The organism is Pantoea sp. X-Soil-ISGK-285, assembly GCF_059730815.1.
Map to the genome: position 1 here is coordinate 2,216,279 of NZ_AP035938.1, position 24,342 is coordinate 2,240,620.

The 24,342-nt window shown below is 55.2% G+C and carries 20 protein-coding genes; 7 read left to right on the forward strand and 13 right to left on the reverse strand.

The window, feature by feature from the left end; translation table 11 throughout:
- Positions 1-158 precede the first annotated feature (158 nt).
- A complete protein-coding gene (locus AC6I8B_RS10610) occupies positions 159-1,745 on the reverse strand; it encodes a PTS transporter subunit EIIC (protein WP_033787723.1) in 1,587 nt (528 codons plus the stop codon).
- Positions 1,746-2,006: 261 nt separating this feature from the next.
- On the opposite strand from AC6I8B_RS10610, the gene AC6I8B_RS10615 reads away from it, so the two are divergent.
- From AC6I8B_RS10615 to pdeR, 5 genes are all read left to right on the forward strand, one after another.
- On the forward strand, positions 2,007-4,310 hold the full coding sequence (locus AC6I8B_RS10615; protein WP_157352294.1) for an FdhF/YdeP family oxidoreductase: 2,304 nt from the start codon (positions 2,007-2,009) through the stop codon (positions 4,308-4,310).
- Positions 4,311-4,422: 112 nt separating this feature from the next.
- Positions 4,423-6,357: an exoribonuclease II gene (locus AC6I8B_RS10620; RefSeq protein ID WP_157352297.1), complete on the forward strand. Its 1,935-nt coding sequence runs from the start codon at positions 4,423-4,425 to the stop codon at positions 6,355-6,357.
- A gap of 201 nt (positions 6,358-6,558) precedes the next feature.
- Complete coding sequence (locus tag AC6I8B_RS10625) at positions 6,559-8,628, forward strand: carbon starvation CstA family protein (protein ID WP_157352300.1); 2,070 nt, start codon at positions 6,559-6,561, stop codon at positions 8,626-8,628.
- Positions 8,621-8,911: a YbdD/YjiX family protein gene (locus AC6I8B_RS10630; RefSeq protein WP_033779088.1), complete on the forward strand. Its 291-nt coding sequence runs from the start codon at positions 8,621-8,623 to the stop codon at positions 8,909-8,911. Before AC6I8B_RS10625 ends, AC6I8B_RS10630 begins: the two co-directional genes overlap by 8 nt.
- A gap of 159 nt (positions 8,912-9,070) precedes the next feature.
- Positions 9,071-11,056: a cyclic di-GMP phosphodiesterase gene (gene pdeR / locus AC6I8B_RS10635; RefSeq protein WP_010244518.1), complete on the forward strand. Its 1,986-nt coding sequence runs from the start codon at positions 9,071-9,073 to the stop codon at positions 11,054-11,056.
- Positions 11,057-11,067: 11 nt separating this feature from the next.
- On the opposite strand, the gene AC6I8B_RS10640 is transcribed toward pdeR, so the two are convergent.
- The 3 genes from AC6I8B_RS10640 to araD form a co-directional block, all read right to left on the reverse strand.
- Positions 11,068-11,934 carry a crotonase/enoyl-CoA hydratase family protein gene (locus tag AC6I8B_RS10640; RefSeq protein ID WP_003853843.1) on the reverse strand — a complete coding sequence of 289 codons (867 nt, stop codon included), beginning with the start codon at positions 11,932-11,934 and terminating at the stop codon, positions 11,068-11,070.
- Between the two features lie 144 nt (positions 11,935-12,078).
- The gene (gene kdgT / locus AC6I8B_RS10645; protein ID WP_497817430.1) at positions 12,079-13,062 is read right to left on the reverse strand and encodes a 2-keto-3-deoxygluconate transporter; all 984 of its coding nucleotides are present in this window, start codon (positions 13,060-13,062) and stop codon (positions 12,079-12,081) included.
- A 218-nt stretch (positions 13,063-13,280) separates the two neighbouring features.
- Positions 13,281-13,979: an L-ribulose-5-phosphate 4-epimerase gene (gene araD, locus AC6I8B_RS10650; RefSeq protein WP_010244508.1), complete on the reverse strand. Its 699-nt coding sequence runs from the start codon at positions 13,977-13,979 to the stop codon at positions 13,281-13,283.
- A gap of 347 nt (positions 13,980-14,326) precedes the next feature.
- Here araD and osmB point away from each other — a divergent pair, with 347 nt between their 5' ends.
- Entirely contained in the window at positions 14,327-14,542 is a 216-nt protein-coding gene (gene osmB / locus AC6I8B_RS10655) for an osmotically-inducible lipoprotein OsmB (RefSeq protein WP_003853848.1), read from the forward strand.
- A 77-nt stretch (positions 14,543-14,619) separates the two neighbouring features.
- On the opposite strand, the gene yciH is transcribed toward osmB, so the two are convergent.
- From yciH to pgpB, 5 genes are all read right to left on the reverse strand, one after another.
- Entirely contained in the window at positions 14,620-14,943 is a 324-nt protein-coding gene (yciH, locus tag AC6I8B_RS10660) for a stress response translation initiation inhibitor YciH (protein WP_010244495.1), read from the reverse strand.
- Positions 14,943-15,662, reverse strand: a complete 720-nt coding sequence (gene pyrF / locus AC6I8B_RS10665; RefSeq protein ID WP_022625580.1) for an orotidine-5'-phosphate decarboxylase — start codon at positions 15,660-15,662, stop codon at positions 14,943-14,945. The genes yciH and pyrF overlap by 1 nt, the downstream gene beginning before the upstream one ends.
- A gap of 198 nt (positions 15,663-15,860) precedes the next feature.
- Positions 15,861-17,030 carry a lipopolysaccharide assembly protein LapB gene (gene lapB / locus AC6I8B_RS10670; protein ID WP_010244490.1) on the reverse strand — a complete coding sequence of 390 codons (1,170 nt, stop codon included), beginning with the start codon at positions 17,028-17,030 and terminating at the stop codon, positions 15,861-15,863.
- Between the two features lie 6 nt (positions 17,031-17,036).
- On the reverse strand, positions 17,037-17,345 hold the full coding sequence (locus tag AC6I8B_RS10675) for a LapA family protein (RefSeq protein ID WP_010670247.1): 309 nt from the start codon (positions 17,343-17,345) through the stop codon (positions 17,037-17,039).
- 134 nt (positions 17,346-17,479) lie between these two features.
- On the reverse strand, positions 17,480-18,238 hold the full coding sequence (gene pgpB, locus AC6I8B_RS10680) for a phosphatidylglycerophosphatase B (protein ID WP_033769163.1): 759 nt from the start codon (positions 18,236-18,238) through the stop codon (positions 17,480-17,482).
- A 227-nt stretch (positions 18,239-18,465) separates the two neighbouring features.
- On the opposite strand from pgpB, the gene ribA reads away from it, so the two are divergent.
- Positions 18,466-19,059, forward strand: a complete 594-nt coding sequence (gene ribA / locus AC6I8B_RS10685) for a GTP cyclohydrolase II (protein WP_010244482.1) — start codon at positions 18,466-18,468, stop codon at positions 19,057-19,059.
- A 343-nt stretch (positions 19,060-19,402) separates the two neighbouring features.
- Here the strand turns inward: ribA and acnA are convergent, their stop codons facing one another.
- From acnA to cysB, 4 genes are all read right to left on the reverse strand, one after another.
- Positions 19,403-22,084 carry an aconitate hydratase AcnA gene (gene acnA, locus AC6I8B_RS10690; RefSeq protein ID WP_010670248.1) on the reverse strand — a complete coding sequence of 894 codons (2,682 nt, stop codon included), beginning with the start codon at positions 22,082-22,084 and terminating at the stop codon, positions 19,403-19,405.
- 417 nt (positions 22,085-22,501) lie between these two features.
- A complete protein-coding gene (locus AC6I8B_RS10695; RefSeq protein ID WP_071778594.1) occupies positions 22,502-22,681 on the reverse strand; it encodes a YciX family protein in 180 nt (59 codons plus the stop codon).
- A 4-nt stretch (positions 22,682-22,685) separates the two neighbouring features.
- The gene (locus AC6I8B_RS10700) at positions 22,686-22,844 is read right to left on the reverse strand and encodes a YmiA family putative membrane protein (protein WP_071778593.1); all 159 of its coding nucleotides are present in this window, start codon (positions 22,842-22,844) and stop codon (positions 22,686-22,688) included.
- Between the two features lie 496 nt (positions 22,845-23,340).
- Entirely contained in the window at positions 23,341-24,315 is a 975-nt protein-coding gene (gene cysB, locus AC6I8B_RS10705) for an HTH-type transcriptional regulator CysB (protein WP_003853865.1), read from the reverse strand.
- Between the last annotated feature and the right edge of the window lie 27 nt (positions 24,316-24,342).

Genomic DNA, 24,342 nt, shown 5'->3' on the forward strand with positions numbered 1-24,342 from the left:
GTCGCTATATCGGCAGAAAGGTACGGCCCATTAGGGCTGGGCTTTTTTTAGTTACAATAAGCGGGACGGCAGCGGGCGGAGCGTGCCCTGGAACAGGCGCTAACCGCCCACGGGCGTCGGGCGGTTAGCGTTGTGACGAAGAGTGAAACAGGCTGCCGTTAAGCGACGCCCAGTGCCATTTTTACCTCGTTGGCGATCTTCTCGACCTGCGGGCCGTAGATCACCTGAATGTCGTGCTCGCTGACGCGATTGACTCCGTTGGCACCGGTGCTCATCAGCGTCTGATCGACCACCTGATTCATCTCTTTGACCCGCACGCGCAGCCGGGTAAAGCAGCAATCGACATCCTCGATATTGGCCTGCCCGCCCAGCCCGCTGATAATGACCTGAGTCCGTTCATCCGCGGCGACCTGTTGCGGTTTCTCATCCTCCGATTCACGGCCCGGCGTTTCAACATTCATCCGGGTGATCACCAGCCGGAAAGCGTAGTAGTAGATCGGCGCATAGATCACGCCCAGCGCCAGCGTCCACCACCAGTGGGTTTTTGCCCCGCCCAGCATGCCGAACACCACCAGGTCGATAACACCGCCCTGCACGTTGCCAATCATCAGATGCAGCATCGACATCAGCATAAACGACAGGCCGGTCAGGAAAGCGTGCAGCAGATAGAGCACCGGCGAGACAAAGATAAAGCAGAACTCCAGCGGTTCGGTGATGCCGGTGGTGAAGGAGGTCAGCGCCCCCGCCATGACCAGTGCTTTCACCCGCTGTTTATGCTCGGGTCGGGCGGTGTGATAGATCGCCAGCGCCGCGGCGGGCAGGCCGAACATCATCACCGGAATCTTGCCCTGCGCCAGAAACTGCGTGGCGGTGCGCAGCGTCTCATCGGGGATCGATCCCGGATGAGTCAGCGACGCGTTGAAGATGTTCAGTGCGCCAACCACGGTCTGACCATCGACCACCGCCATGCCGCCAATAGGCGTGAAACGCACGGTTTCGTTAAGGATATGATGCAGGCCGGTGGGGATCAGGATGCGCTCAAAGGCTCCCAGCAGAAAAGCGCCATACTGCCCGCTTTTGCCAATCATCTGTCCAATCCAGGCAATACCGTCGCCAATGGTCGGCCAGATCAACGCCAGCAAGACCCCAATCAGTGGCAGACAGATCACGGTCACAATCGGCACAAAACGCCGTCCGCCAAAGAAGCTGATCGCGGTAGGCAATTGCTGGGTATAAAAGCGATTGTGCAGCGCCACCGTTACCAGTCCGGCAATCACCCCGCCCAGTACGCTCATGTTGTAGGTAAAGACGCCCAGCATGTTGATATATTCCGCCGAGGTCATCATGGCGGAGGTCTGATCCATCCCCGCCTGCTGCAGGGCTGCAGGTGTGGTGGTGGCGGCGGTGATCCCCTTGGCCGCCAGCGTCGCGCTGATACCAACGTTCATCACGATATAGCCAATCACCGCGGCAAAGGCGGCGGTAGGTTTTTCCGCTTTCGCCAGTCCGATGGCACTCGCTACCGCAAAGAAGACCGGCAGATTAGCGAATAGCGCTCCGGCAACCTTGCGAATAAAGCCGATAATTAACTGCGGCACCTGCATCTGCGCAAAGGCATCGCCGGTGACCGCCGGGTTCTGCATGGCCGCCGCCAGTCCAAGGAAGATACCTGCGGCAGCGATGACCGAGATTGGCATCATCAACGCTTTGCCAAATGCATGAATCTGGCTGGTCAGCTGTTTCATGGAGTCGTGCCCTCTCTGATTGTGAACAGCAAGTATTAGCCTGTTGTCGGGAGAACTCCCGTTATCAGCAGGTTAAAGGCGGGTAAAATCTGACCATCATCACATTTCTGGCTTATGCACGATAAACGCCAGCTATCGCACCATTAAGTCAATCAATTAGACAAGGTATGAGGATAGCTGCAGACTTCCTTTCACCATCAGGATATAACCTGATAACAAACACCAAACAATAATTCCTACTATAAAAAGCCTGCACTCAATATGAAATTTAAACGCAAAATCAAACCCTATCGCGCGGCAGCGGGCGGCTGGGGTTCACTGGAAGCCACCACGCGTTTCGTTCTTGACAGCAAAGCGGCCCTGAAAAATATGCGCAACCTGATGCGCATGAACAAAGCGCGCGGTTTTGACTGTCCGGGCTGCGCCTGGGGTGATGACAATAAAAGTACCTTCAGCTTCTGCGAGAACGGCGCCAAAGCGGTGACCTGGGAAGCGACACGCCGGATGGTCGACACCGACTTTTTCGCTAAACACAGCGTAACCACGCTCTATACCCAGAGTGACTACTTCCTGGAGTATCAGGGACGTCTGACCCATCCGCTGCGCTACAACGCGGAAACCGATCACTACGAGCCCATCAGCTGGGATGATGCGTTTGCGCTGATCGCGCAGCACATCAAGGCGATGGATCATCCGGATCAGATGGAGCTTTACACCTCCGGTCGCGCCAGCAATGAAGCCTCCTGGCTCTATCAGCTGTTTGGTCGCCTGATGGGGACCAATAACTTCCCTGACTGCTCCAATATGTGCCACGAAGCCAGCGGCACCGGCCTGAAGCGCAGCATTGGCGTCGGTAAAGGCACCATTCGTCTGGATGATTTCGACCACGCAGATGCCATTTTTGTCTTCGGTCAGAATCCAGGCACTAACCATCCGCGTATGCTGCACAGCCTGCGTCACGCTGCCGATCACGGTGCGAAAATCGTCACCTTTAATACTCTGCGTGAACGCGGTCTGGAACGTTTTGCCGATCCGCAGAAACCGCTGGAAGTGGTGACTTCGAAAGCGGGCAACATCAGCTCCTCCTATTACCAGCCGAACCTGGGCGGTGATATGGCGGCGGTGCGCGGCATGGTGAAATCCCTGCTGGAAACCCACCGCGCGCGTCTGGCGGCTGACGAAAGCGGCCTGTTCGATCAGACCTTTATCAATGCTAAAACCAACGGCATTGAGGCGTATCTCGACGCCGTGGATAACACCAGCTGGATGCAGATTGTGGCGCAGTCGGGCCTGACGCAGGCGCAGATCCGTGAAGCCGCGGCGATCTACCAGAGCGCTGACCGGGTGATCTGTACCTGGGCGATGGGTATCACCCAGCACAAACACTCTGTCGACACGGTGCGCGAGATCACCAACCTGCAGTTGCTGTTTGGCCAGCTGGGTAAAAAAGGCGCAGGCCTCTGCCCGGTTCGTGGTCACAGTAATGTGCAGGGCAACCGCACCATGGGCATCGATGAGAAACCGGCGAAAGCCTTCCTGGATGCGCTGGGGAATCATTTCAATTTCGAGCCCCCGCGTGCGGCAGGCCACAACACCGTGGAAGCGCTGAACGCCATGCTGCGTGATGAAGTGAAAGTGCTGATCGCGCTGGGTGGCAACCTGGCAGCCGCTGCACCCGACTCACCGCGCACCGAAGAGGCGATGTCACGCTGTGGTCTGACCGTGCATATCAGCACCAAACTGAACCGCAGCCATCTGGTGCCGGGTCACGATGGGCTGATCCTGCCGACGCTGGGCCGCACCGAGCGCGATCTGCAGGCCACCGGCAATCAGTTTATTACCGTGGAAGACTCTTTCAGCATGGTGCACGCCTCTGAAGGGATCGGTATTCCGCTGGCGGAAACACAGCGTTCTGAGACCTGGATTGTTGCCGGTATCGCCGAGGCGGTGCTGGGTGATGAAAAAGTGAAATGGCGCGAGCTGGCGGGTGATTACAACCTGATCCGTGAGCATATCGCCGCGACGATCCCGGGCTTTGCCGACTTTAACGCCAAATGCGATATCCCGGGCGGTTTCTATCTGGGCAACGCAGCAGCCGAGTTGCGCTTCAATACCCCGAGCCAGAAAGCGGAATTTAACGCCTCAGCGCTGCCGACCTCACTGTTCCCGAATCTTGATCAGGACGTGCCTTTTACCCTGCAGACACTGCGTTCGCACGACCAGTACAACACTACCATTTACGGCCTCGATGACCGTTACCGTGGCGTGTTTGGTCAGCGTGAAGTGGTGTTCATCAACCCGGACGATATGGCAGACCTGGGCTTTACCGAAGGCCAGAATGTCGATATCGAAACGCTGTGGAATGATGGCATTACCCGTCGCGTCAGCGGATTCAAACTGGTTCCCTACAATATTCCGCGCGGTAACCTGGCGGCCTATTATCCGGAAACCAACCCGCTGGTGCCACTGAACAGCTTTGGTGATGACAGTGGTACACCGACCTCAAAATCGGTGCCGGTGAAGCTGGAACTCTCTGAGGCACTGGCCGATCAGCGCATCGCCTGACAGCCCTTTCACTCCCCCCTAAAAAGCCGGCTCGTCCGGCTTTTTGCCTTGCCGCGCGACGTCGATTCGCGTAAAACTGTCAGCCGCAATCAGCCAACGAAACGTAAAAATTATGTTCCAGGATAACCCGCTGCTCGCGCAGCTGAAAGAGAAGCTCCATTCGCAAACGCCTCGTGCTGAAGGCGTCGTAAAAGGCACTGAAAAAGGCTTCGGCTTTCTGGAAGTCGATGCGCAAAAAAGTTACTTCATTCCGCCACCGCAGATGAAGAAAGTGATGCACGGCGATCGCATCACCGCCGTGATCCACAGCGATAAAGATCGCGAAAGCGCTGAGCCGGAAACCCTGGTTGAGCCGTTCCTGAGCCGCTTTGTTGGCCGGGTACAGAAGAAAGACGATCGCCTGTCTATTGTGCCGGATCATCCCCTGCTGAAGGATGCGATCCAGTGTCGCCCTGCGCGCGATGTCAGCCATGAGTTTGAAAATGGTGACTGGGCCGTGGCGGAGATGCGTCGCCATCCGCTGAAAGGCGATCGCGGCTTTTATGCCGAACTCACCGATTTTATTGTCAAAGCTGATGACCATCTGGCGCCGTGGTGGGTGACGCTGTCGCGTCATAACCTTGAGCGTGAAGCGCCCGATGTCAGTTTTGGCGAGATGCTGGATGAAAATCTGACGCGTGAAGATCTGACCGCGCTGGATTTCGTTACCATCGACAGCGCCAGCACCCAGGATATGGATGATGCGCTCTTTGCGGAAGCACTGGACGATGGCGCCCTGCGTCTGACCATCGCTATCGCCGACCCTACCGCCTATGTGCCGGAAGGCAGTCAGCTCGATAAGCTGGCGGCGCAGCGTGCGTTTACTAACTACCTGCCGGGCTTTAACATCCCGATGCTGCCGCGCGAACTCTCTGATGATGTCTGCTCGCTGCGTCCGAATGTGCGCCGTCCGGCCCTGGCCTGCCGCGTTACCGTGGCAGCCGATGGCAGTTTAGGTGATGACGTTGAGTTCTTTGCCGCCTGGATCGAATCCAAGGCCAAGCTGGCGTATGACGACGTCTCTGACTGGCTGGAAAACAGCGGCTCATGGCAGCCGGAAAGTGAGGCGATTGCTGAACAGATTCGCCTGCTGCATCGCCTCTGCCTGGCGCGCAGCGAGTGGCGTCAGACTCACGCGCTGGTGTTTAAAGATCGCCCGGATTACCGCTTCCTGCTGGGTGAAAAAGGTGAAGTGCTGGAGATTGTGGCTGAACCGCGCCGCATCGCTAACCGCATTGTCGAAGAGTCTATGATTCTGGCCAACGTCTGCGCGGCGAAAGTGCTGCGTGACCGTCTCGGTTTTGGTATCTACAACGTCCATGCCGGTTTCGATGCCACCAATGCTGAACAGGCCGCGGCCGTGCTGGCCAACCATGGTATTACCGTGGATGCGCAGGCGATCACCACGCTGGAAGGTTTCCGCGTGCTGCGTCGTGAGCTTGATGCCCAGCCGACCCAGTTCCTCGACAGCCGGATCCGTCGCTTCCAGACCTTCGCTGAGATCAGCACCGAGCCTGGCCCGCACTTTGGCCTGGGACTTGAGGCTTACGCCACATGGACCTCACCGATTCGTAAGTTCGGCGACATGGTCAACCATCGTCTGCTGAAAGCGATTATTCGCGGTGAGCAGATCGCTCGTCCGGATGATGCGCTGACGGTGACGATGAGTGAGCGCCGCCGCCTGAACCGCATGGCGGAACGTGATGTTGGCGACTGGCTCTACGCCCGTTATCTGGCGCCGTTTGCAGCAACCGACCGTCGCTTCAGCGCCGAGATTATCGATGTGTCACGTGGTGGCATGCGTGTTCGCCTGCTGGAGTTTGGCGCGGTCGCCTTTATCCCGGCTCCGTTCATTCACTCGGTGCGTGATGAGCTGGTCTGCAGCCAGGAAAATGGCAGCGTTCAGATTAAAGGCGAAGTGGTTTACCGTGTGACCGATGTGATTGATGTCACCATCGCCGAAGTCCGCATGGAAACCCGCAGCGTCGTGGCGCGTCCCGCCGTCTGAGTAGTGACGTACTGAGCAGTCAATCGGGCGGGATAACTCCGGTTATCCCGTCTGTTTCCACCCCGCCCGCATTGCAAAAAAGTTAAATTTGTACCCCGCTTCACACTTCTCCACTGATTAACTTTCACTTACATTCCATTACATTAAGTTTGACTCGTTGTTTTCGATCGCTTTCCTCTCGGTCCTCACAAGGAGTTAGTCATGAAAAACGTCAAAACCAGTGCGATCTGGTTAGTGGTGGCGTTAATCGGCGCGGGCGCTTTCGCCATGCTGGCCCTCAGCCGCGGCGAACACGTCAACGCAGTCTGGCTGGTGATAGCCGCTGTCGCCTGTTACAGCATCGCTTATCGCTTCTACAGCCTGTTTATCGCCCGCAATATTTTCGAACTGGACGACCGCCGGATGACGCCTGCCGAGCGGCTGAGCGACGGGCTCGATTATGTCCCGACCAATAAATGGGTGCTGTTTGGTCACCACTTTGCGGCTATTGCCGGTGCCGGCCCGCTGGTGGGTCCGATTCTGGCGGCGCAGATGGGCTTTCTGCCTGGCACCATCTGGATCCTGGTCGGGGTGATGCTGGCGGGTGCGGTACAGGATTTCCTGATCCTGTTTATCTCAACCCGTCGTGATGGCCGTTCACTGGGCGAGATGGCGCGGCAGGAGCTGGGTGCGTTTGCCGGTGTGGTGACCATGCTCGGCGCGCTGGGCGTCATGATCATTATCCTGTCGGCGCTGGCGCTGGTGGTGGTCAAGGCGCTGGCGAACAGTCCGTGGGGACTGTTTACCATCGCGGCCACCATTCCGATTGCGCTGTTTATGGGCGTCTACATGCGCTTTATCCGGCCCGGTAAAATCGCCGAAGTTTCACTGATTGGCTTTGTGCTGATGATGGCGGCGATTATCTATGGTGGTGACGTAGCCCAGCATCCTTACTGGGGGCCCTTCTTTACCCTGAAAGGCACCTCACTGACCTGGGTGCTGGTGATCTACGGCTTTATTGCCTCCGTGCTGCCGGTCTGGCTGCTGCTGGCTCCGCGTGACTACCTTTCGACCTTTCTTAAAATCGGCGTGATTGTCGGGCTGGCGGTGGGGATTGTTTTTGCCATGCCAGAGATGAAAATGCCGGCGGTCACCAAATTTATCGACGGCACCGGCCCGGTCTTCTCCGGCGCGATGTTCCCGTTCCTGTTTATTACTATTGCCTGCGGCGCCATCTCCGGCTTCCATGCGCTGGTCTCCAGCGGCACCACGCCAAAACTGGTGGAGCGGGAAAGTCATATCCGCTTTATTGGCTATGGCGCGATGCTGATGGAATCCTTTGTGGCGATCATGGCGCTGATTTGTGCCTCGGTGCTCGATCCGGGCGTCTACTTTGCCATGAACTCCCCGGCTGCGCTGATTGGTACCACCGTTGAAAGCGCCTCTCAGGTGATCAACGGCTGGGGCTTTGTCGTCACGCCGGAAATGCTGAGCGGCATCGCCCGTGACGTGGGTGAAGGCTCGATCCTGTCCCGCGCAGGCGGCGCGCCAACCTTCGCGGTGGGGATGGCCCACATCATTACCGAGATCTTTAACAGCCGGGCGATGATGGCGTTCTGGTATCACTTCGCCATTCTGTTTGAAGCGCTGTTTATTCTGACGGCGGTCGATGCCGGTACCCGCGCCTGCCGCTTTATGGTGCAGGATCTGGCAGGCACCGTGGTGCCTTCTATGGCGAATAACCGCTCCTGGCTGGGCAATATGGCCGGCACGACCGTGGCGGTCGCGGGCTGGGGCTTCTTTGTCTATCAGGGCGTGGTCGATCCGCTCGGCGGCATTAACACTCTGTGGCCGCTGTTTGGTATCGGCAATCAGATGCTGGCGTCCATGGCGCTGATCCTCGGCACCGTGGTGCTGTTTAAAATGAAAAAGCAGCGTTACGCCTGGGTGACTATCCTGCCAACTGTCTGGCTGTTTATCACCTCGATGACTGCCGGCTGGCAGAAAATCTTCCATGAAAAACCGTCGATTGGCTTCCTGGCGCAGGCGAATAAGTTCCGCAAAGGGCTGGATGAAGGCGTGATCATCGCCCCGGCAAAAAGCGTGGCGGATATGCAGACCATCGTTTTCAGCAATCAGATTAACGCGGCCCTGTGCGCCTTCTTTATGCTGGTGGCGGTCACGATGCTCATCTCTGCGTTCTTTGTCATTCGCCGGGCGCTGCGCAGCGATCTTCCTACTACGCATGAGTCCATTGTGACGCTGCGCAACAAGGAGGTGCGTCATGTCTGATGCTATTCATCAGTCCCGGCGTCCGCAGGGAGAGTGGCAGATTATCCGCTGCCAGCCTGCCGCCTCCCCACTGCCACAGACATTCAGCTGGCGGGGATTCTGGCGCGGCCTGCAACAGTGTTTTCGCTTAATGGTCGGGGTGCAGGATTATCAAAAATATCTGCAGCATATGCGACTCCATCATCCCGATCAGCCGCCGATGAATGAGCGCGATTTCCACCGTTACTGTCTGGATGCACGCTTCCCCAGCCAGGCAGGCAAACTGGGTAAATGTCCCTGCTGACCGCACTAAACAGCCCCGCACTGTCGGGGCTTTTTTGTGCCATTCTTATCTGGATGGGAAAATATATTCGGTTTGCATCTTGTGCTGGCGTCAGATGATGAATACTGTTGCTAAAATAATGAGATAACGCCTGCAGAGCACTTCCCGGAGGAAGTTTCCATGACCGATGAACAAGGGCAAACGTTGTTGTACACCCTTTTCGGTACAACCAGCCCTCATTGGCGTCTGACCGCGGACAGCGATGCGTTGCATTTTGCCGAAGATGAGTCGTCACAAACTAATATCGCCCTGCCGTTAACCCCCGGCCAGGCAGCCATGATACGCGCGATGCCGGTCATCACATCAAGCATCAATCTGACCATGACGCTGCAGGGCATTGATGTTCCGATGCATTTTGTCGGACGCAAAGTGAATCAGGCGACCTGGGCAGGAACCGCTTCTGCCTGGGGCGATACCTCAGCGGTCGCCCGCGACTTAACTCTGGGTCTTTCATTCGCCGAACAGGTGGTTTCTGAAGCTAACTCGGTGATTGTGATCCTCGATCAGCGCGGTAATATTCAGCGTTTTAACCGTCTTAGTGAAGAATACACCGGTCTGAATGAGCATGAGGTTATCGGCCGTAACGTCTTTCAGCTCTTTATGACCAAACAGGAGGCCTCTCAGTCACGACGTAACATCGCGGGCTTCTTCCGTGACGGTAACTCCTATGAGGTGGAGCGCTGGGTTAAAACCAAAAAAGGTCAGCGACTGTTTCTGTTTCGTAATAAGTTTGTTCACAGCGGCAGTGGCAAAAATGAAATTTTCCTCATCTGTTCTGGCACCGACATAACCGAGGAGCGACGCGCCCAGGAACGCCTCCGGGTGCTGGCAAACACCGATACGGTGACCGGTTTGCCTAATCGCAACGCAATTCATCAACAGATTAGCCTGGCGCTGGAGCGATCTGAGCGCGATGAGACCGGCGTGGTCTACCTCGATCTCGATAATTTCAAAAAAGTGAACGACGCCTACGGTCATATGTTCGGCGATCAGTTACTGCAGGCGGTTTCACTGGCGATTCTTAGCTGTCTGGGTAAAGACCAGACTCTGGGCCGGCTGGGTGGCGATGAGTTTGTGGTGCTGGCTGAGCACACCAGCCAGGCTGCGCTGGAGGCGATGTCCTCCCGCATTCTTGAGCGCCTGCGTCAGCCTTTCCGTATCGGACTAATCGAAGTGTACAGCGGCTGCTCTATCGGGATCGCTTTCGCGCCGCTGCATGGTGAAGATCGCGAGAGCCTTATTCGCAATGCTGACACCGCGATGTATCACGCCAAAGAGAACGGTCGTGGCAAGTTCTGTGTCTTCGCGGCAGAGATGAACCAGCGGGTCTTTGAGTACCTGTGGCTGGATACCAATCTGCGTAAAGCGCTGGAGCTGGATCACCTGCTGGTGCATTACCAGCCGAAAATCGACAGTGATGGTGAAGTCCGCAGCGCCGAAGCGCTGGTACGCTGGAACTCACCCGAGCGCGGCCTGGTCTCCCCTGCTGATTTCATTCCCTACGCCGAAGAGTCGGGGCTGATTGTGCCGCTGGGACGCTGGGTCATGCTCAATGTGCTGAAACAGATTATCGTCTGGCGCCAGCAGGGCATTTTTCTGCGCGTCGCCGTCAACGTGTCGGCACGTCAGCTGATTGATCAAAGCATCTATACTGACCTGAAACAGGCGCTGCATGAGGCGAATATCACCGACTGTCCTATCGATATTGAGCTCACAGAAAGCTGCCTGATAGAGAATGAAGCTGAAGCCCTGCGGCTGATGAAGCAGTTTCAGGAGCTGGGCGCACAGGTTCATCTGGATGACTTCGGCACGGGTTACTCATCGCTTTCTCAGCTCGCACGTGTGCCGATCAATGCCATCAAGCTCGACCAAAGCTTTATCCGCGATATTAATAAACAGCCCGTCTCACAATCGCTGGTACGAGCTATCGTCGCCGTCGCCAAGGCGCTCGATTTGCAGGTGATTGCAGAGGGTATTGAGACCCCGGATGAAGAGAAGTTTGTCCTTAACAGTGGTGTCGATGGGCGTCAGGGCTACTACTACGCAAAACCAATGCCCGCGGAACAGTTTGGGCATTGGCTGGCTAAGCATCCTGCCCGCGTTTAACTCTAATTCAATTAACCCGCTTTACGCAGTGATGCGCTGTGGCGGTTTTGTAACTGAACCAGGCGTTCCATGTAAGCAATGTCTTTAGGTTCGATGGTAAAGGCGTAATCGACCCAATCTTCGGTAATATCCATCAGCTCAGCGCGTGACAATTGCAGCACGCGCTGACGCGCTTTCAGCATTGCACGCACGCCGTTGAGTTTAGGACGTAACGTATCGATAAAGGTGCGGGTGGCGCGGTAGCTGTCGCCAGGCTGGAAGACTTTATCCACCAGTCCGCGCGTTTCATACCACTCTGCGCTGTGGGACTCCCCTTCACAAATTAACTCCTCTGCCAGTTTCATGCCGGAACGACGCGCGACCAGTGAGTAGCCGCCCATGCCGGGAAAGAGGTTAAAAGCAATTTCCGGAAAGCCCATCCGCGCGTTGTTCTGCGCCAGAATGAAGTGATGCGCCAGCGCCGCTTCGAATCCGCCGCCTAACGCACTGCCCTCAATCATCGCCAGCGTCACCGCGCCGGTATCAAATCCCCGTGCTGCCGAATGGATGCAGTCAACGCAGGCACGGGCATAGGCCCGCAGCGCCTCACGGCGGTTATTGCGAATGCACTCGACAAAGAAGCGCAGATCGCCACCAGCGTTGAACATCTGTGGCACCAGAGAGCCGGTAACCCAGAAGTCGATCGGCAGACCGGAACGCTGAGCGGCGTAGCTCAGATTCATGATCTCCTCAATCAGTTCATGGTTGAAGCTCGGACGGGGCTGTGCACGCAACATCATCCACATAGTACGACGCCCTTCTTCGTAATAGGCGACTAACTGCGTGGTGTTGCCGACTTCGGTAAATAATCTGCACGTTGCTTGGTTAATAACTGTCATTGTCTCATCCTCTGTTTATATTTGATGCGTTAAATACGCCACATCAGCGTAATGCAGAGTGAGGCCAGACCAAATGAGAGATTGATTTACAACACAAAATCCAGAGAGATCCCCGACTCGCGCGTCGGGGATTGATTAGGCGGGTTACTTAATAGCGGCACGCTGCTCCACGGCAACATGAAGACGCTTAACACGTTTTGAATAGATGGCCGTGATGATCGGCACCAGCACGGAGGTCACAATCACGGACGTCGCCACCAGCGCCGTGGCAGCAGGGGCAATCGGTTTAAACTGCGGCAGCATCTCGGCAATCAGCACCGGTGTCGCCACCGCTGCGCCTGCCGTACTGGATGCAGCTATGCCAGCCGTGCCATCCCCGCCCCCAATCAGCCGATCGGTCAGAATGAGTGGGATGCCGGTAATAATGATCACCGACACGCCCAGCATGATGCCCAGCAGTCCGGTTTCCGCAATGACACCCAGGTTAATGGTGTTACCCAGAGCAAAGGCGAAGAAAGGAATCAGCGTATGGACCGCTTTTCCGAAGAAGTCGCGCAGCTCCGGATCAAGATTCCCTAATGCAAACCCCACAATAAACGGCAGGACCGCCCCCACAAACACGTGCGGCTCGAATGAGGCGATGCCGGCGGTGCCCAGGATAACCATGGTCATTAATGGCCCGGACTCCAGAGACATCAGCACAAACGCACCGGCCTCCTCTTTGGAACCATATTGCTGCATGATCGAGGCATAAAGGCCGCCATTGGTCATATCCATGGCAGCCACCAGCGCCAGCGTCGATAAGCCGGCAAACATCCCTACTTCTACGCCATTCTCCGGCATCACCCGTGAGGCGATGGCAGCCACAACCCAGGCGACGCCAATCTTGGTAAGCACCAGCGTGCCCGATTTACGCAGTACCGTCCCGGTGGCGCTGAGTTTAATCGACGCGCCCATACAGAAAAACCAGACGGCCAGAATGGGTACCGTGCCGGTCATCAGGCCGTTGGTGAAAGAACCGAAATATTTCCCGGCGCCTGGAGAAAACGTATGACAGAGTGCGCCGATAAAGAGCGGAATGAGCATCATACCGCCCGGAATTTTGTCTATAGCACGTTTGATATGCATATGGATGTCACCTTTGCTATGCCAGAGGGTGGAGCAGGAAGTGCCCGAAGGCGATGCAAGCAAAGTAGTGACTTGGGGTAATCAAAACAGTGATCGATTCGATAAAATGAAACGCTGTTTTATTTTTAATGACCTGTTGTTTTGATAACTATGATGGAGATCGCCATACCAGTCTCAGATGAGACTAAAAAAAACGGGACGCCATCGCGTCCCGCTCGCTATTTTTGCCCGTACCAGGCATTCTCGCCATGCTTTCGCAGGTAGTGCAGGTCAAGCAGCGTCTGGTTAATCGGCGGCAGATTAGCGGTCAGCTGCTGGCTGAACAGGCCCATATACGCCACCTCCTCCAGCACAACCGCGCTGTGTACCGCAGCATGAGCGTCTTTCCCCCAGGCAAACGGGCCATGAGAGTTGACCAGTACCGCCGGGATCGCAGAAGGAGACAACCCACGTTGCGCAAAAGTCTCGATAATCACCTCACCGGTGTTCCACTCGTAGTCGTGCTGAATCTCTTCATTGCGCATCGACCGGGTACAGGGGATCTCACCATAGAAGTCATCGGCGTGGGTGGTTCCCCAGGCAGGAATCGGTCGTCCTGCCTGGGCCCAGATGGTCGCATGCCGCGAATGGGTATGGACAATGCCACCCACCTCCGGCCAGGCGAGGTAAAGCGCGCGGTGCGTCGCCGTGTCCGAGGAGGGGCGTTTATCCCCTTCCACCACGTCGCCACTCGCCAGATCGACCACGACCATATCGTCGCGCTTCATCACTTCATAGCGCACGCCGGAAGGTTTAATCACCAGCAAACCCTGTTCGCGATCAACAGCGCTGACATTGCCCCAGGTGAAGGTCACCAGGTTGTATTTGGGTAGATCCAGATTCGCTTCCAGAACCTGTTGTTTCAGGTGTTCCAGCATCTATTTTCTCCTGCTGACAATCGTCCCTGAATTTTGCGGAGTCGGACGCGAAAGGGTTATGGAGCAAATGGCTATAAACGCAGAAGGAATGGCTGTGAATGCAAAAATGTGTCGTGATTTCAGAATTTTCTATCTTCGGAATTTAACCAGAACGCTTAGAATCCTCTCAGGCAATGCGTGGCCCTGTCGGGTTTGCATTGCGACTCTCCCGCTACAAACGGTTTGTCCATGGTGATCACATTTCCATGCCGACACGGATGCGGCAATGATGCGACACAAGCGGGCTGAGGAAATATCGGAGCTATACTAAGAGTGTTGCCTCTGTGAGCACATCAAAGGAGAAGTGTATGACAACAACAATGAAACGAATCACTGCCGTTGTACTGGCGACTACGTTAGCTGTTGCACTGAGCGGCTGTTCTAACTGGTCTAAACGTGACCGCAACACCGCTATTGGCGCGGGCGCGGGTGCGATTGGGGGTTCAGTATTGACTAATGGTAGCGCACTCGGCACAGTCGGTGGCGCCGCTGTCGGTGGTATTATCGGTCATCAGGTCCACTAAAGACCTTATTAAAAGAATAATCGGCTACGCTAAGCATCTACACAACAATCGGGCTACTTCGGTAGCCCGATTTTTTTTCAGCCACCCGCCAGTTTGACCTTCATGCCTTTGGCTTCCAGCAGGCTTTTCAGTAAATCGCGCTTATCCCCCTGAATCTCGATAACACCCTCTTTCACCGAACCCCCGCAGCCGCACTTCTTTTTGAGTTCGGCCGCCAGCAGCGTCAATGCCGCGTCGTCCAGGTCGATACCGGTAATCAGGCAGACGCCTTTTCCCTTGCGACCACTGGTCTGGCGCTGGATGCGCACAATGCCATCCCCTTTTGGCCGCTCCTTCGCCGGCTCCGGCTGGGTAATGCGACCGCTGTCGGTTGAGTAAACCAGTGGATTATCCTTCGCCATTATTGTGTCTCCAGACTGTGCAGGATCGCCTGCAGAGTGGCGGCAGGATCAGCGGATTGGGTGATCGGACGCCCGATAACCATATAGTCCACACCCGCCTGCTTCGCCTGCTCAGGTGTCATGATGCGACGCTGATCGCCAGCATCACTGCCTGCCGGGCGAATCCCCGGCGTGACCAGCGCAAACTCCTGACCTAAAACCTGTTTGAAGCGGACAGCCTCATGGGCGGAACAGACCACACCATCCAGCCCGCACGACAGTGTCAGCTTCGCCAGTCGCTCTGCCTGTTCGGCAGGAGAAAGCGTAATGCCCAGCCCTTTGAGATCCTCTGCATCCATACTGGTCAGTACAGTCACCGCAATAAGCAGGGGCGCCTCTTTACCAAAGGGAAGCAGCGCTTCACGCGCCGCGTTCATCATCCGAGCCCCACCACTGGCATGGACGTTGACCATCCAGACCCCGAGATCGGCAGCGGCCGCCACGGCATGAGCGGTGGTGTTGGGAATATCGTGGAATTTAAGATCGAGGAAGATTTCAAAGCCGCGCTGCTGCAGAGTGTTAACCAGCGAGGGGCCAAATAGCGTAAACATCTCTTTGCCTACTTTAAGGCGGCAACTGCGGGGATCGATCTGGTCGACGAAACGCAGTGCGCTGTCGAGGTCATGATAATCCAGCGCTACCAGAATCGGCGAAGCGGTCACGTTGTGGGGTGAAGGCATGGCATTTCCTCTGCAACAGGCGCCCGCAGGCGCAATAGACAAACGGCAAGCATTCTACCTGCGGTGTCTGACCATCACAATCGCCATTGCCCTCCTGCCTGGCAAATTATGCACTGTCGCTGAGGTCTGTAAGCTAACCTGCTCTCTAGTATGTTGTAACTATAATGGGCTATTAACAGTGCAGCTGTAACGGCCGGTTTACTGGCCGTCGAGGCCACGGATGGGCTTTACTGAAGACCAGGTGCGGCAGGATGGGCAGTGCCAGTAGAGTGCGTGGGCGGTGAAGCCACACTTCTGGCAGCGATAGCGCGGCTTGGTGCGGATCTGTTCGCCGACCATGTCACGCAACACCATCAGGCTCTCTTTCGCGCGGCCATCTTCCGCCTCATGCAGGTTTAAATCCATCAGGCGGTGGAACACCCGCATGGTAGGATGACGCTGCAGCTGACGGCTGATGTAATTCTGGGCCGCTTCGGGCCCCTGCTGCTGCTCAAGGATGTCAGACAGATAGAGCTCCGCAGCTGCGCCGGTGTTCTCTTCAACACAGCGATGAAGAAACTCTGACCAGGCGTCGGGCTGATTGAGCTGCTGGAAACAGGTCTCCAGCATCCCCAGCGTTTCACTCACCAGCTCTTTATCCTGGTCCAGCACCCGCTGCAGATGGCCCACCGCTTTAGCGTAATCGCCTTTTTCCATCAGGATACGGCCCATCATGATCGAGATACGTGCGCTGTTGCGATCGGCCGACTCCCCTTTCTTAAGCAGGCTCATGGCACGATCGAGATCGTCGCTGCTCATCGCCTGCAGAGCCAGCTCGCAGTAGAAGTGGGCTATTTCGCCTTTCTGCTTCTCTTTGCCAAGCTTAACCAGCCGTTCCGCAACCTCAATCGCCTGCTGCCAGTCGCTGGTTGCCTGATGGATCAGCAGCAGCTGCTGCAGCGCACCCACCCGAAAGTCAGTTTCATCAGTGAGTTGCTTAAACATGTCTTCCGCGCGGTCATATAAGCCCGCCGCCATATAGTCGCGGCCCAGTTGCTGTACGGCGAGCAGACGCTGCTCATAGCTCAGGGAGGCGCTTTCCATTAAAGCCTGATGGATGCGGATGGCGCGGTCGACTTCCCCGCGCGAACGGAACAGATTGCCCAGCGTCAGGTGTGCTTCAACCGTGCCGCTGTCCTCTTTCAGCATCTCAAGGAAGAGGTCGACCGCTTTGTCCTGCTGATTGGAGAGCAGGAAGTTTACGCCAGCGACATATTCACGTGACAGTCGGTTGGCTTCCTGTTGCTTATCCTGATGCGCGCTGCGACGGCCCATATACCAGCCATACGCTGCCGCCACCGGCAGTAACAGAAACAGCAATTCATGCATCAGGGATTATTCCCGGCCAGCCGGAGAAGATGGCGTGGTCGCCAGGGTAGTACTCTGCTCGATTTGGGTCTGCATACGCTTAATTTTCCGGTTGGCATTCGCCAGGGAGACGCGGGTCCGTAACCAGAACAGACCGCAGATGATCCAGCCAAGCACGAAACCTGCGCCAAACAGGGATGCCAGTAAGGTCGAGATGCTGAACTCACCCTGCGCCAGCAGATAGTTAAATGTAATGACCTGATCGTTATGCGCACCCAGGGTGACGGAAATAATGAAAATGACCAGTACCACTAAAAAAATCAGCAAATATTTCACAGTGCATCCTGTTGTGAGGTTGTCGGGTAGAATTATGCCAAAACTCCAGCAAAAATGCTGCTCCCAGCAGCATCGGGCGGGTCGCTTTTACGCAGGCCCGTCTAATAATATGGGGTCTTACGGGTGAATTACAATCAGGGCTCCCGCTGCGCCACCTCTTTTTGCTCTTCCGGCGGCAGCGTCAGCGGGCCACAGAATCGCTGCGCCAGCCAGGTGGCAATGGTGACCAGTAGCCAGGAGAGTATGGTTGCCATCGCCAGATCCCGTGGCCAGTGCATGCCCAGCAGCAGACGACTCGCCATTACGCCGGTGGCCCACAGAAAGATCACCACCACGGTTTTATAGTGCCGACGCGGCCAGAGCAGACCCAATGCCAGCAGCGCCCAGCTGGCGGCAAACATAGTATGTCCCGACGGGAACGCGAAACCGGTTTCAAACGCCCAGTGCCGTTTCAGCCAGCCTGGGAGCTGTGTCTCATCGGCAATCAGTGAGGTTACCATCTCGCCACGCTGTTTGCGCTTCAGCTCGTAGAAGGTCTTTTCATCCAGCCCGTGATGCTGTTCCAGCCAGATCACATAGGGACGCGGCTCCTGAATCTGCTCTTTGATATAGGATTTGGTGTATTGCCCGGCCAGAATGGTGGCGTTCATGATCAGCAGCAGTAAGATAGCTGGCTTCAGCCGAAAGCGCAGGCACCAGAGCATCCAGGCACTCAGCACGACGCTGGTAACAATGCCCCAGGGGTTGGTGACGGTCTCGGTCATCCAGAAGAGACCTTTCAGCAGCGCATTGCTTTCGCCTGGTTGCCAGCGCCAGCCGCTCAGCCAGACTGCAACCGGCATGATCAGCAGCAGCAGCATTCCAAAGGTGGTACGACGTGAAATCTTAAACATCCTCTTCCCTTATCCCGGCGTCAAAAGAGAGCAATTGCATAACTTTAGCTTAAAAAAGAATAACATAACCGTTGCCGATTGGATAATTGTGCTTTATCACTGCAATTGGTATCAGAGATTACCAGCCCGCTTGCGGGTTGTGGCACAATATTGCACGTTTGTCGGGCCACACTGGCCTGTGCACTATCATGATGATAGTGCATCCTCTGAAGGTTCTGGAGAGTCACATGCAGCTTAAACGGGTGGCAGAAGCCAAACTGCCCACGCCATGGGGAGATTTCCTGATGGTTGGTTTTGAAGAACTGGCAACCGGACATGACCACGTTGCACTGGTTTTTGGCGATATTAATGATAACGAGCCGGTACTGGCGCGCGTTCACTCTGAATGCCTGACCGGCGATGCACTCTTCAGCCTGCGTTGCGACTGTGGTTTTCAGCTGGAAGCCGCTCTCAATGCCATCGCAGAAGAGGGTCGCGGCGCACTGCTCTATCACCGTCAGGAAGGCCGTAACATCGGTCTGCTGAATAAGATCCGCGCCTATGCGTTGCAGGACAAAGGGTATGACACGGTAGAAGCGAACCATCAGCTGGGCTTTGCCGCCGATGAGCGCGACTTCACGCTGTGCGCCGATATGTTCAAACTGCTGGGCGTCAATGAAGTGCGACTGCTGACCAATAACCCGCGTAAAGTGGAGATCCTCAGCGAAGCCGGTATCAACATTGTTGAACGCGTGCCGCTGGTCGTGGGACGTAATCCGAAGAATGCGCACTACCTGGATACGAAAGCGGAAAAGATGGGGCATCTGCTGCCGAAGTCATAAATAAGCTGGGATTCACTGGCATCTGACCCTTGAAGAAGCCCAATCTGAGAGAATCCTCAAGCAACGGATTAGCTCAACGCGCAGGGGGCACGGTCAGAAGAAGAAAGCGTCCCGCCGCCCGGATAAAAACGCCGGGAGCGTTTTTGAACAACGCAAAGCGTTGGCCCGGTACGGGCGCACCTCAGGGATGAGGTGCGTAATTGCGCGGGCCGGGCATGTCATGGATCACGGCTTTTGCGTCTTTCCGATCTGACCGTGTTCCGTGTGCAGCCACGGTCTCACAGCTTCTTATTACAGACGTTGTAAGCCACATAAAAAAGCCGGGTTTTCCCGGCTTTTTTTATCAGTCCAGCATATTGCGGATAACGTAGTGCAGGATGCCGTCATTGCGGTAATAGGTCAGCTCATTACCGGTATCGATGCGACAGCGAGTGTCCAGCTCTTCCTTACTGCCGTCGGCACGGGTCAGCGTCACTTTAACGCTGCAGCCAGGCGTCAGTGCCTGAAGGTTTTCCACGTCAATGCGCTCCTCACCGGTCAGCCCCAGACTTTTGCGGGTCACACCCTGCGGAAACTCCAGTGGCAGGATGCCCATCCCAATCAGGTTTGAGCGGTGAATACGCTCAAAAGATTCCGCAATTACTACCCTGACCCCCTGCAGACGTGGTCCTTTCGCCGCCCAGTCGCGACTTGAACCAGAGCCATACTCAAGACCCGCGATGACCGCCAGCGGCACGCCTTCCGCCTGATATTTCATTGCCGCATCATAGATGGCCAGCTGTTCGCCACTTGGGTAGTGTCGGGTATAACCGCCCTCCACGCCGGGTACCATCTCATTGCGGATACGGATGTTGGCGAACGTACCGCGCATCATCACTTCATGGTTACCGCGACGCGAACCATAGGAGTTAAAGTCTGTACGCTCCACGCCGTGTGACAGCAGATACCGTCCGGCCGGACTTTCCGCTTTGATGCTGCCCGCCGGTGAGATATGGTCAGTGGTGACCGAGTCGCCCAGCATGGCCAGCACTCGCGCACCGCGAATATCCTGCACCGGCTTAGGCTCTTTCTCCATATCGTCAAAGAAAGGCGACAGACGAATATAAGTCGATCCCTCATCCCAGTCGTAAGTCGCGGCTTCACTCACCTTAATCTCCTGCCACTCTGGCGTACCGTCGAAGACTTCAGCGTACTCTTTGTGGAACATGTCGCTGGTGACCTGCTGCACGGCCGTAGCGATCTCTTCCGGTGAAGGCCAGATATCTTTCAGGTAGACCGGCTGGCCCTGACGATCGTGGCCCAGCGGCTCGGTCTGCAGGTTGATCTTCATGTTACCCGCCAGCGCATAGGCCACCACCAGCGGCGGCGACGCCAGCCAGTTGGTTTTAATCAGCGGATGAATACGGCCTTCAAAGTTGCGGTTGCCGGACAGCACAGCACCCACCGTAAGGTCGCCTGCTTTGATCGCAGACTCGATCTCATCTTTCAGCGGGCCGGAGTTACCGATACAGGTGGTGCAGCCATAACCAACCAGATTAAAGCCCAGCTCGTCGAGATAAGAGGTCAGTTGCGCGACGGCCAGGTAGTCTGAAACCACTTTAGAACCGGGTGCCAGCGAGGCTTTGACCCACGGCTGACGTTTCAGCCCCCGCTCGACCGCTTTCTTCGCCAGTAAACCGGCCGCCATTAAGACGCTGGGGTTGGAGGTGTTAGTACAGGAGGTAATCGCACTGATCACCACCGCTCCATCGGTCAGCTTATGCGTCAGCCCGGTATCACTGTCGGTATACTCAACGATTTTATGGGGTTTCTGCGCCTGATTCACTTCCAGCTCATTGCTGGCATCAAACGCGGCGGGCACATCGCCCAGCGACACCCGATCCTGCGGACGTTTTGGTCCTGCGAGACTCGATTCCACCTCATTCATATCCAGCGCCAGAGTGCTGGTAAAACGCGGCTCATCGCCAGGGTTGCGCCACAGACCCTGCGCTTTGGCATAGGCTTCCACTAACGCTACCTGTTCGGCATCGCGTCCGGTCAGGGTCATGTAGCTCAGCGTGACGTCATCAACCGGGAAGAATCCGCAGGTTGCGCCATATTCCGGTGCCATGTTGGCGATGGTCGCGCGGTCTGCCAGCGGCAGATCGGCCAGGCCATCACCGTAAAATTCAACGAATTTACCGACAACGCCGTGCTTACGCAGCATCTGGGTAACGGTCAACACGAGGTCGGTTGCCGTAATGCCGGCCCGCAGTTTGCCGGTGAGTTTGAAACCCACCACATCCGGGATAAGCATTGAGACAGGCTGACCGAGCATGGCGGCTTCGGCTTCGATTCCCCCTACTCCCCATCCCAGCACGCCAAGCGCGTTGATCATGGTGGTGTGAGAGTCCGTACCGACCAGGGTATCGGGCCAGGCGTACTCTTCACCATTCACGGTTTCATGCCAGATCGCCTTGCCGAGATATTCCAGGTTCACCTGATGGCAAATACCGGTGCCCGGCGGCACCACGCGGAATTTATCAAACGCCTTCTGGCCCCAGCGGAGAAAGACGTAGCGCTCATGGTTTCGCTCCATCTCCAGCCGGACATTCTCTTCAAACGCATCATCATTGCCAAAATGGTCGACAGTCACCGAGTGGTCGATAACCAGATCAACCGGTGACAGCGGATTAACTTTCGCCACATCGCCGCCTAGCCGATTCACTGCTTCTCGCATCGCAGCAAGGTCGACTACCGCAGGCACCCCAGTAAAGTCCTGCATTAATACACGGGCTGGCCGGTAGGCAATTTCACGATCGGCGTGGGCATCTTTTTGCCAGTCAACCAGCGCCTGGATGTCCTCCGTCGTAACAGAGTCACCATCTTGATAGCGCAGTAAATTTTCCAGCAGGACCTTGAGGGATTTTGGCAGGCGATCGATATTGCCAAGGTGTTGAGCAGCATGGGGAAGACTGAAGATGTGATATTTTTTGGTGTCGACCTGCAGTACTTCCTGACTCTGCTCGCGTAGGGTAGACGACATAGCTCCTCCTTTCATTCATGGTCTTTAAACCTCAGAGAGACAAAGGTTTATGTTAAAGATAGACCACAATTTCGTTAACGTTTTGATTACAACACAAATTGCTACAATCGATCGCAAACGAAAATGCCCCGTGAAGTCACGAGGCATCATGAAAAGGTGATTTTAATTCAAATTACAGGGTTATCCACACCGCCGCAGACCAGAACGCAAAGGAGAATGCATACGCGCTGAGCCAGGACATTTTAATAATATTCATTTGGTTCACTCCTTCGCCGGAATCGGGCGTAAAAGTTTTTGCGGTCACCTTATAGAAAGAGGCGACACCCTTTGGTCGTACAGGATGTGGTAAGGGCATTTATAGGCCCACCGGAAATTCCGGTTTTAAAAGAACAGTGACGAAGAAATGGTCTGACAACGTTATTTGTTTTTAGGGTCCAGAAACGACTCAATAAAAAGTCTCTGATTATCACTCAAATCCCATGAATCGGGGATAGACACTTTTTCGTCCTTTGCAAGGGGTTCTTTTCCTTTACAGGAGACCGTCTTGTGCTGACCCGAGGTCAGGGAACGTTTATGGCTGAGTGTATTTGCCCACATGGCTTTAGCCCCAGATACGCCAAATCATTAACGCGACAACTACCCAAAACAGCGCAGAGGCAGCGAATACGGTTAACCAGGCTTTGCGACGAGTGTTGCCGGTACGCTCAACCTTGGTGCTTTTTGCCGGGAAACCCGGTTGTACAGTCAGTCGTGTATTCATAGTTTTTGATAATCACTCTCAACAAAATGATTGATAACATCGATTAAGATTTAGGAGGAATCCTAAACGCGTTAAGGCCAAAAATCCAGTTATTTTTATTGAGTACAACGATTAACGGTATTAATCAATGAGCCCAGGTAACGTAAGAAATCATTAATACCGGAACTAATATTTAATTAAAAAACCCGCTAAAAAATTTGAGTTAATTTAAAAACAGATCCACTCAAAACTATAGATAACACTTAAGAACCTTATGTTTAGTGGCTTCCCACGTTAGCTCTTAACTGGAGTATGGGAATATTCCTGGCAAGCCGCAAAGTGACATAGTTAAAAATGTGTTGTAATTCGCATTTAAGAAAGCCCGATGAGGAAACATGTGATCAATGTTTCATTTACAAAAAAATCATAAAAACTTTTGAGTCTCATTTGGCGCTAAAGCCTGGAGACAAAAAAGGCTGCACCAGGCAGCCTTATGTTTACGCGGGGAGGTTAAATTCTATTTAAACGGCAGTTTGATATCTTTAAACATCGCTTCAATGTCTTCATTGGAGCGCAACGCAACCGCAGTATCTACCACATCGCGCGTCAGGTGCGGTGCAAAACGTTGGATAAAATCATACATATAGCTGCGCAGGAAGGTGCTGCGGCGGAATCCAATCTTAGTGGTGCTGTTGGTAAAAATATCGGCGGCTTCAATGCGAATCAGGTCAGGATCGGCCACCGGATCTACTGCCATGCTGGCGATAACGCCAACCCCCAGACCTAAGCGGACATAAGTTTTGATTACGTCGGCGTCGGTCGCGGTAAAGACGATGCGTGGCGTTAAACCTGCACGATTGAAAGCCGTATCCAGTTCTGAACGCCCGGTAAAGCCAAAGGTGTAGGTCACCAGCGGATATTCGGCCAGCTCCTCAATGGTGACCTGCCCTTTTCCTGCCAGCGGATGATCGGCAGTCACCACAATCGCCCGATTCCAGTGGTAGCACGGCAGCATGATTAAATCGTCATAGAGATGCAGGGCTTCGGTGGCGATGGCAAAATCCGCATTACCTTTGGAGACGGCTTCGGCGATCTGGGTTGGAGAACCCTGATGCATGTGCAAAGAGACGCGAGGATAGCGCTCAATAAATCCTTTGATCACACCAGGCAGCGCGTAGCGAGCCTGAGTGTGCGTGGTTGCGACATAGAGCGAGCCTTTATCAGGCCAGGTGTGTTCACCGGCTACCGATTTAATCGCATCCACTTTGGAGAGAACTTCACGCGCTATACGGATGATCTCTTCCCCTGCAGGCGTGACCTGGGTGAGATGTTTACCGCTGCGGGCAAAGATTTGCACGCCCAGTTCATCTTCCAGCATTCGCACCTGTTTACTGATGCCGGGTTGAGAGGTGTAGAGACCTTCCGCCGTCGAAGAGACGTTGAGATTGTGATTCACCACTTCAACGATATAGCGCAACTGCTGTAATTTCATATCTATTCCATCCCGGTAAGTTACAGA

Bases quoted from the DNA above. Each gene is read 5' to 3' on its own strand.
- AC6I8B_RS10610 (WP_033787723.1), bottom strand. From the start codon at position 1,745: ATGAAACAGCTGACCAGCCAGATTCATGCATTTGGCAAAGCGTTGATG.
- AC6I8B_RS10615 (WP_157352294.1), top strand. From the start codon at position 2,007: ATGAAATTTAAACGCAAAATCAAACCCTATCGCGCGGCAGCGGGCGGC.
- AC6I8B_RS10620 (WP_157352297.1), top strand. From the start codon at position 4,423: ATGTTCCAGGATAACCCGCTGCTCGCGCAGCTGAAAGAGAAGCTCCAT.
- AC6I8B_RS10625 (WP_157352300.1), top strand. From the start codon at position 6,559: ATGAAAAACGTCAAAACCAGTGCGATCTGGTTAGTGGTGGCGTTAATC.
- AC6I8B_RS10630 (WP_033779088.1), top strand. From the start codon at position 8,621: ATGTCTGATGCTATTCATCAGTCCCGGCGTCCGCAGGGAGAGTGGCAG.
- pdeR (WP_010244518.1), top strand. From the start codon at position 9,071: ATGACCGATGAACAAGGGCAAACGTTGTTGTACACCCTTTTCGGTACA.
- AC6I8B_RS10640 (WP_003853843.1), bottom strand. From the start codon at position 11,934: ATGACAGTTATTAACCAAGCAACGTGCAGATTATTTACCGAAGTCGGC.
- kdgT (WP_497817430.1), bottom strand. From the start codon at position 13,062: ATGCATATCAAACGTGCTATAGACAAAATTCCGGGCGGTATGATGCTC.
- araD (WP_010244508.1), bottom strand. From the start codon at position 13,979: ATGCTGGAACACCTGAAACAACAGGTTCTGGAAGCGAATCTGGATCTA.
- osmB (WP_003853848.1), top strand. From the start codon at position 14,327: ATGACAACAACAATGAAACGAATCACTGCCGTTGTACTGGCGACTACG.
- yciH (WP_010244495.1), bottom strand. From the start codon at position 14,943: ATGGCGAAGGATAATCCACTGGTTTACTCAACCGACAGCGGTCGCATT.
- pyrF (WP_022625580.1), bottom strand. From the start codon at position 15,662: ATGCCTTCACCCCACAACGTGACCGCTTCGCCGATTCTGGTAGCGCTG.
- lapB (WP_010244490.1), bottom strand. From the start codon at position 17,030: ATGCATGAATTGCTGTTTCTGTTACTGCCGGTGGCGGCAGCGTATGGC.
- pgpB (WP_033769163.1), bottom strand. From the start codon at position 18,238: ATGTTTAAGATTTCACGTCGTACCACCTTTGGAATGCTGCTGCTGCTG.
- ribA (WP_010244482.1), top strand. From the start codon at position 18,466: ATGCAGCTTAAACGGGTGGCAGAAGCCAAACTGCCCACGCCATGGGGA.
- acnA (WP_010670248.1), bottom strand. From the start codon at position 22,084: ATGTCGTCTACCCTACGCGAGCAGAGTCAGGAAGTACTGCAGGTCGAC.
- AC6I8B_RS10695 (WP_071778594.1), bottom strand. From the start codon at position 22,681: ATGTGGGCAAATACACTCAGCCATAAACGTTCCCTGACCTCGGGTCAG.
- AC6I8B_RS10700 (WP_071778593.1), bottom strand. From the start codon at position 22,844: ATGAATACACGACTGACTGTACAACCGGGTTTCCCGGCAAAAAGCACC.
- cysB (WP_003853865.1), bottom strand. From the start codon at position 24,315: ATGAAATTACAGCAGTTGCGCTATATCGTTGAAGTGGTGAATCACAAT.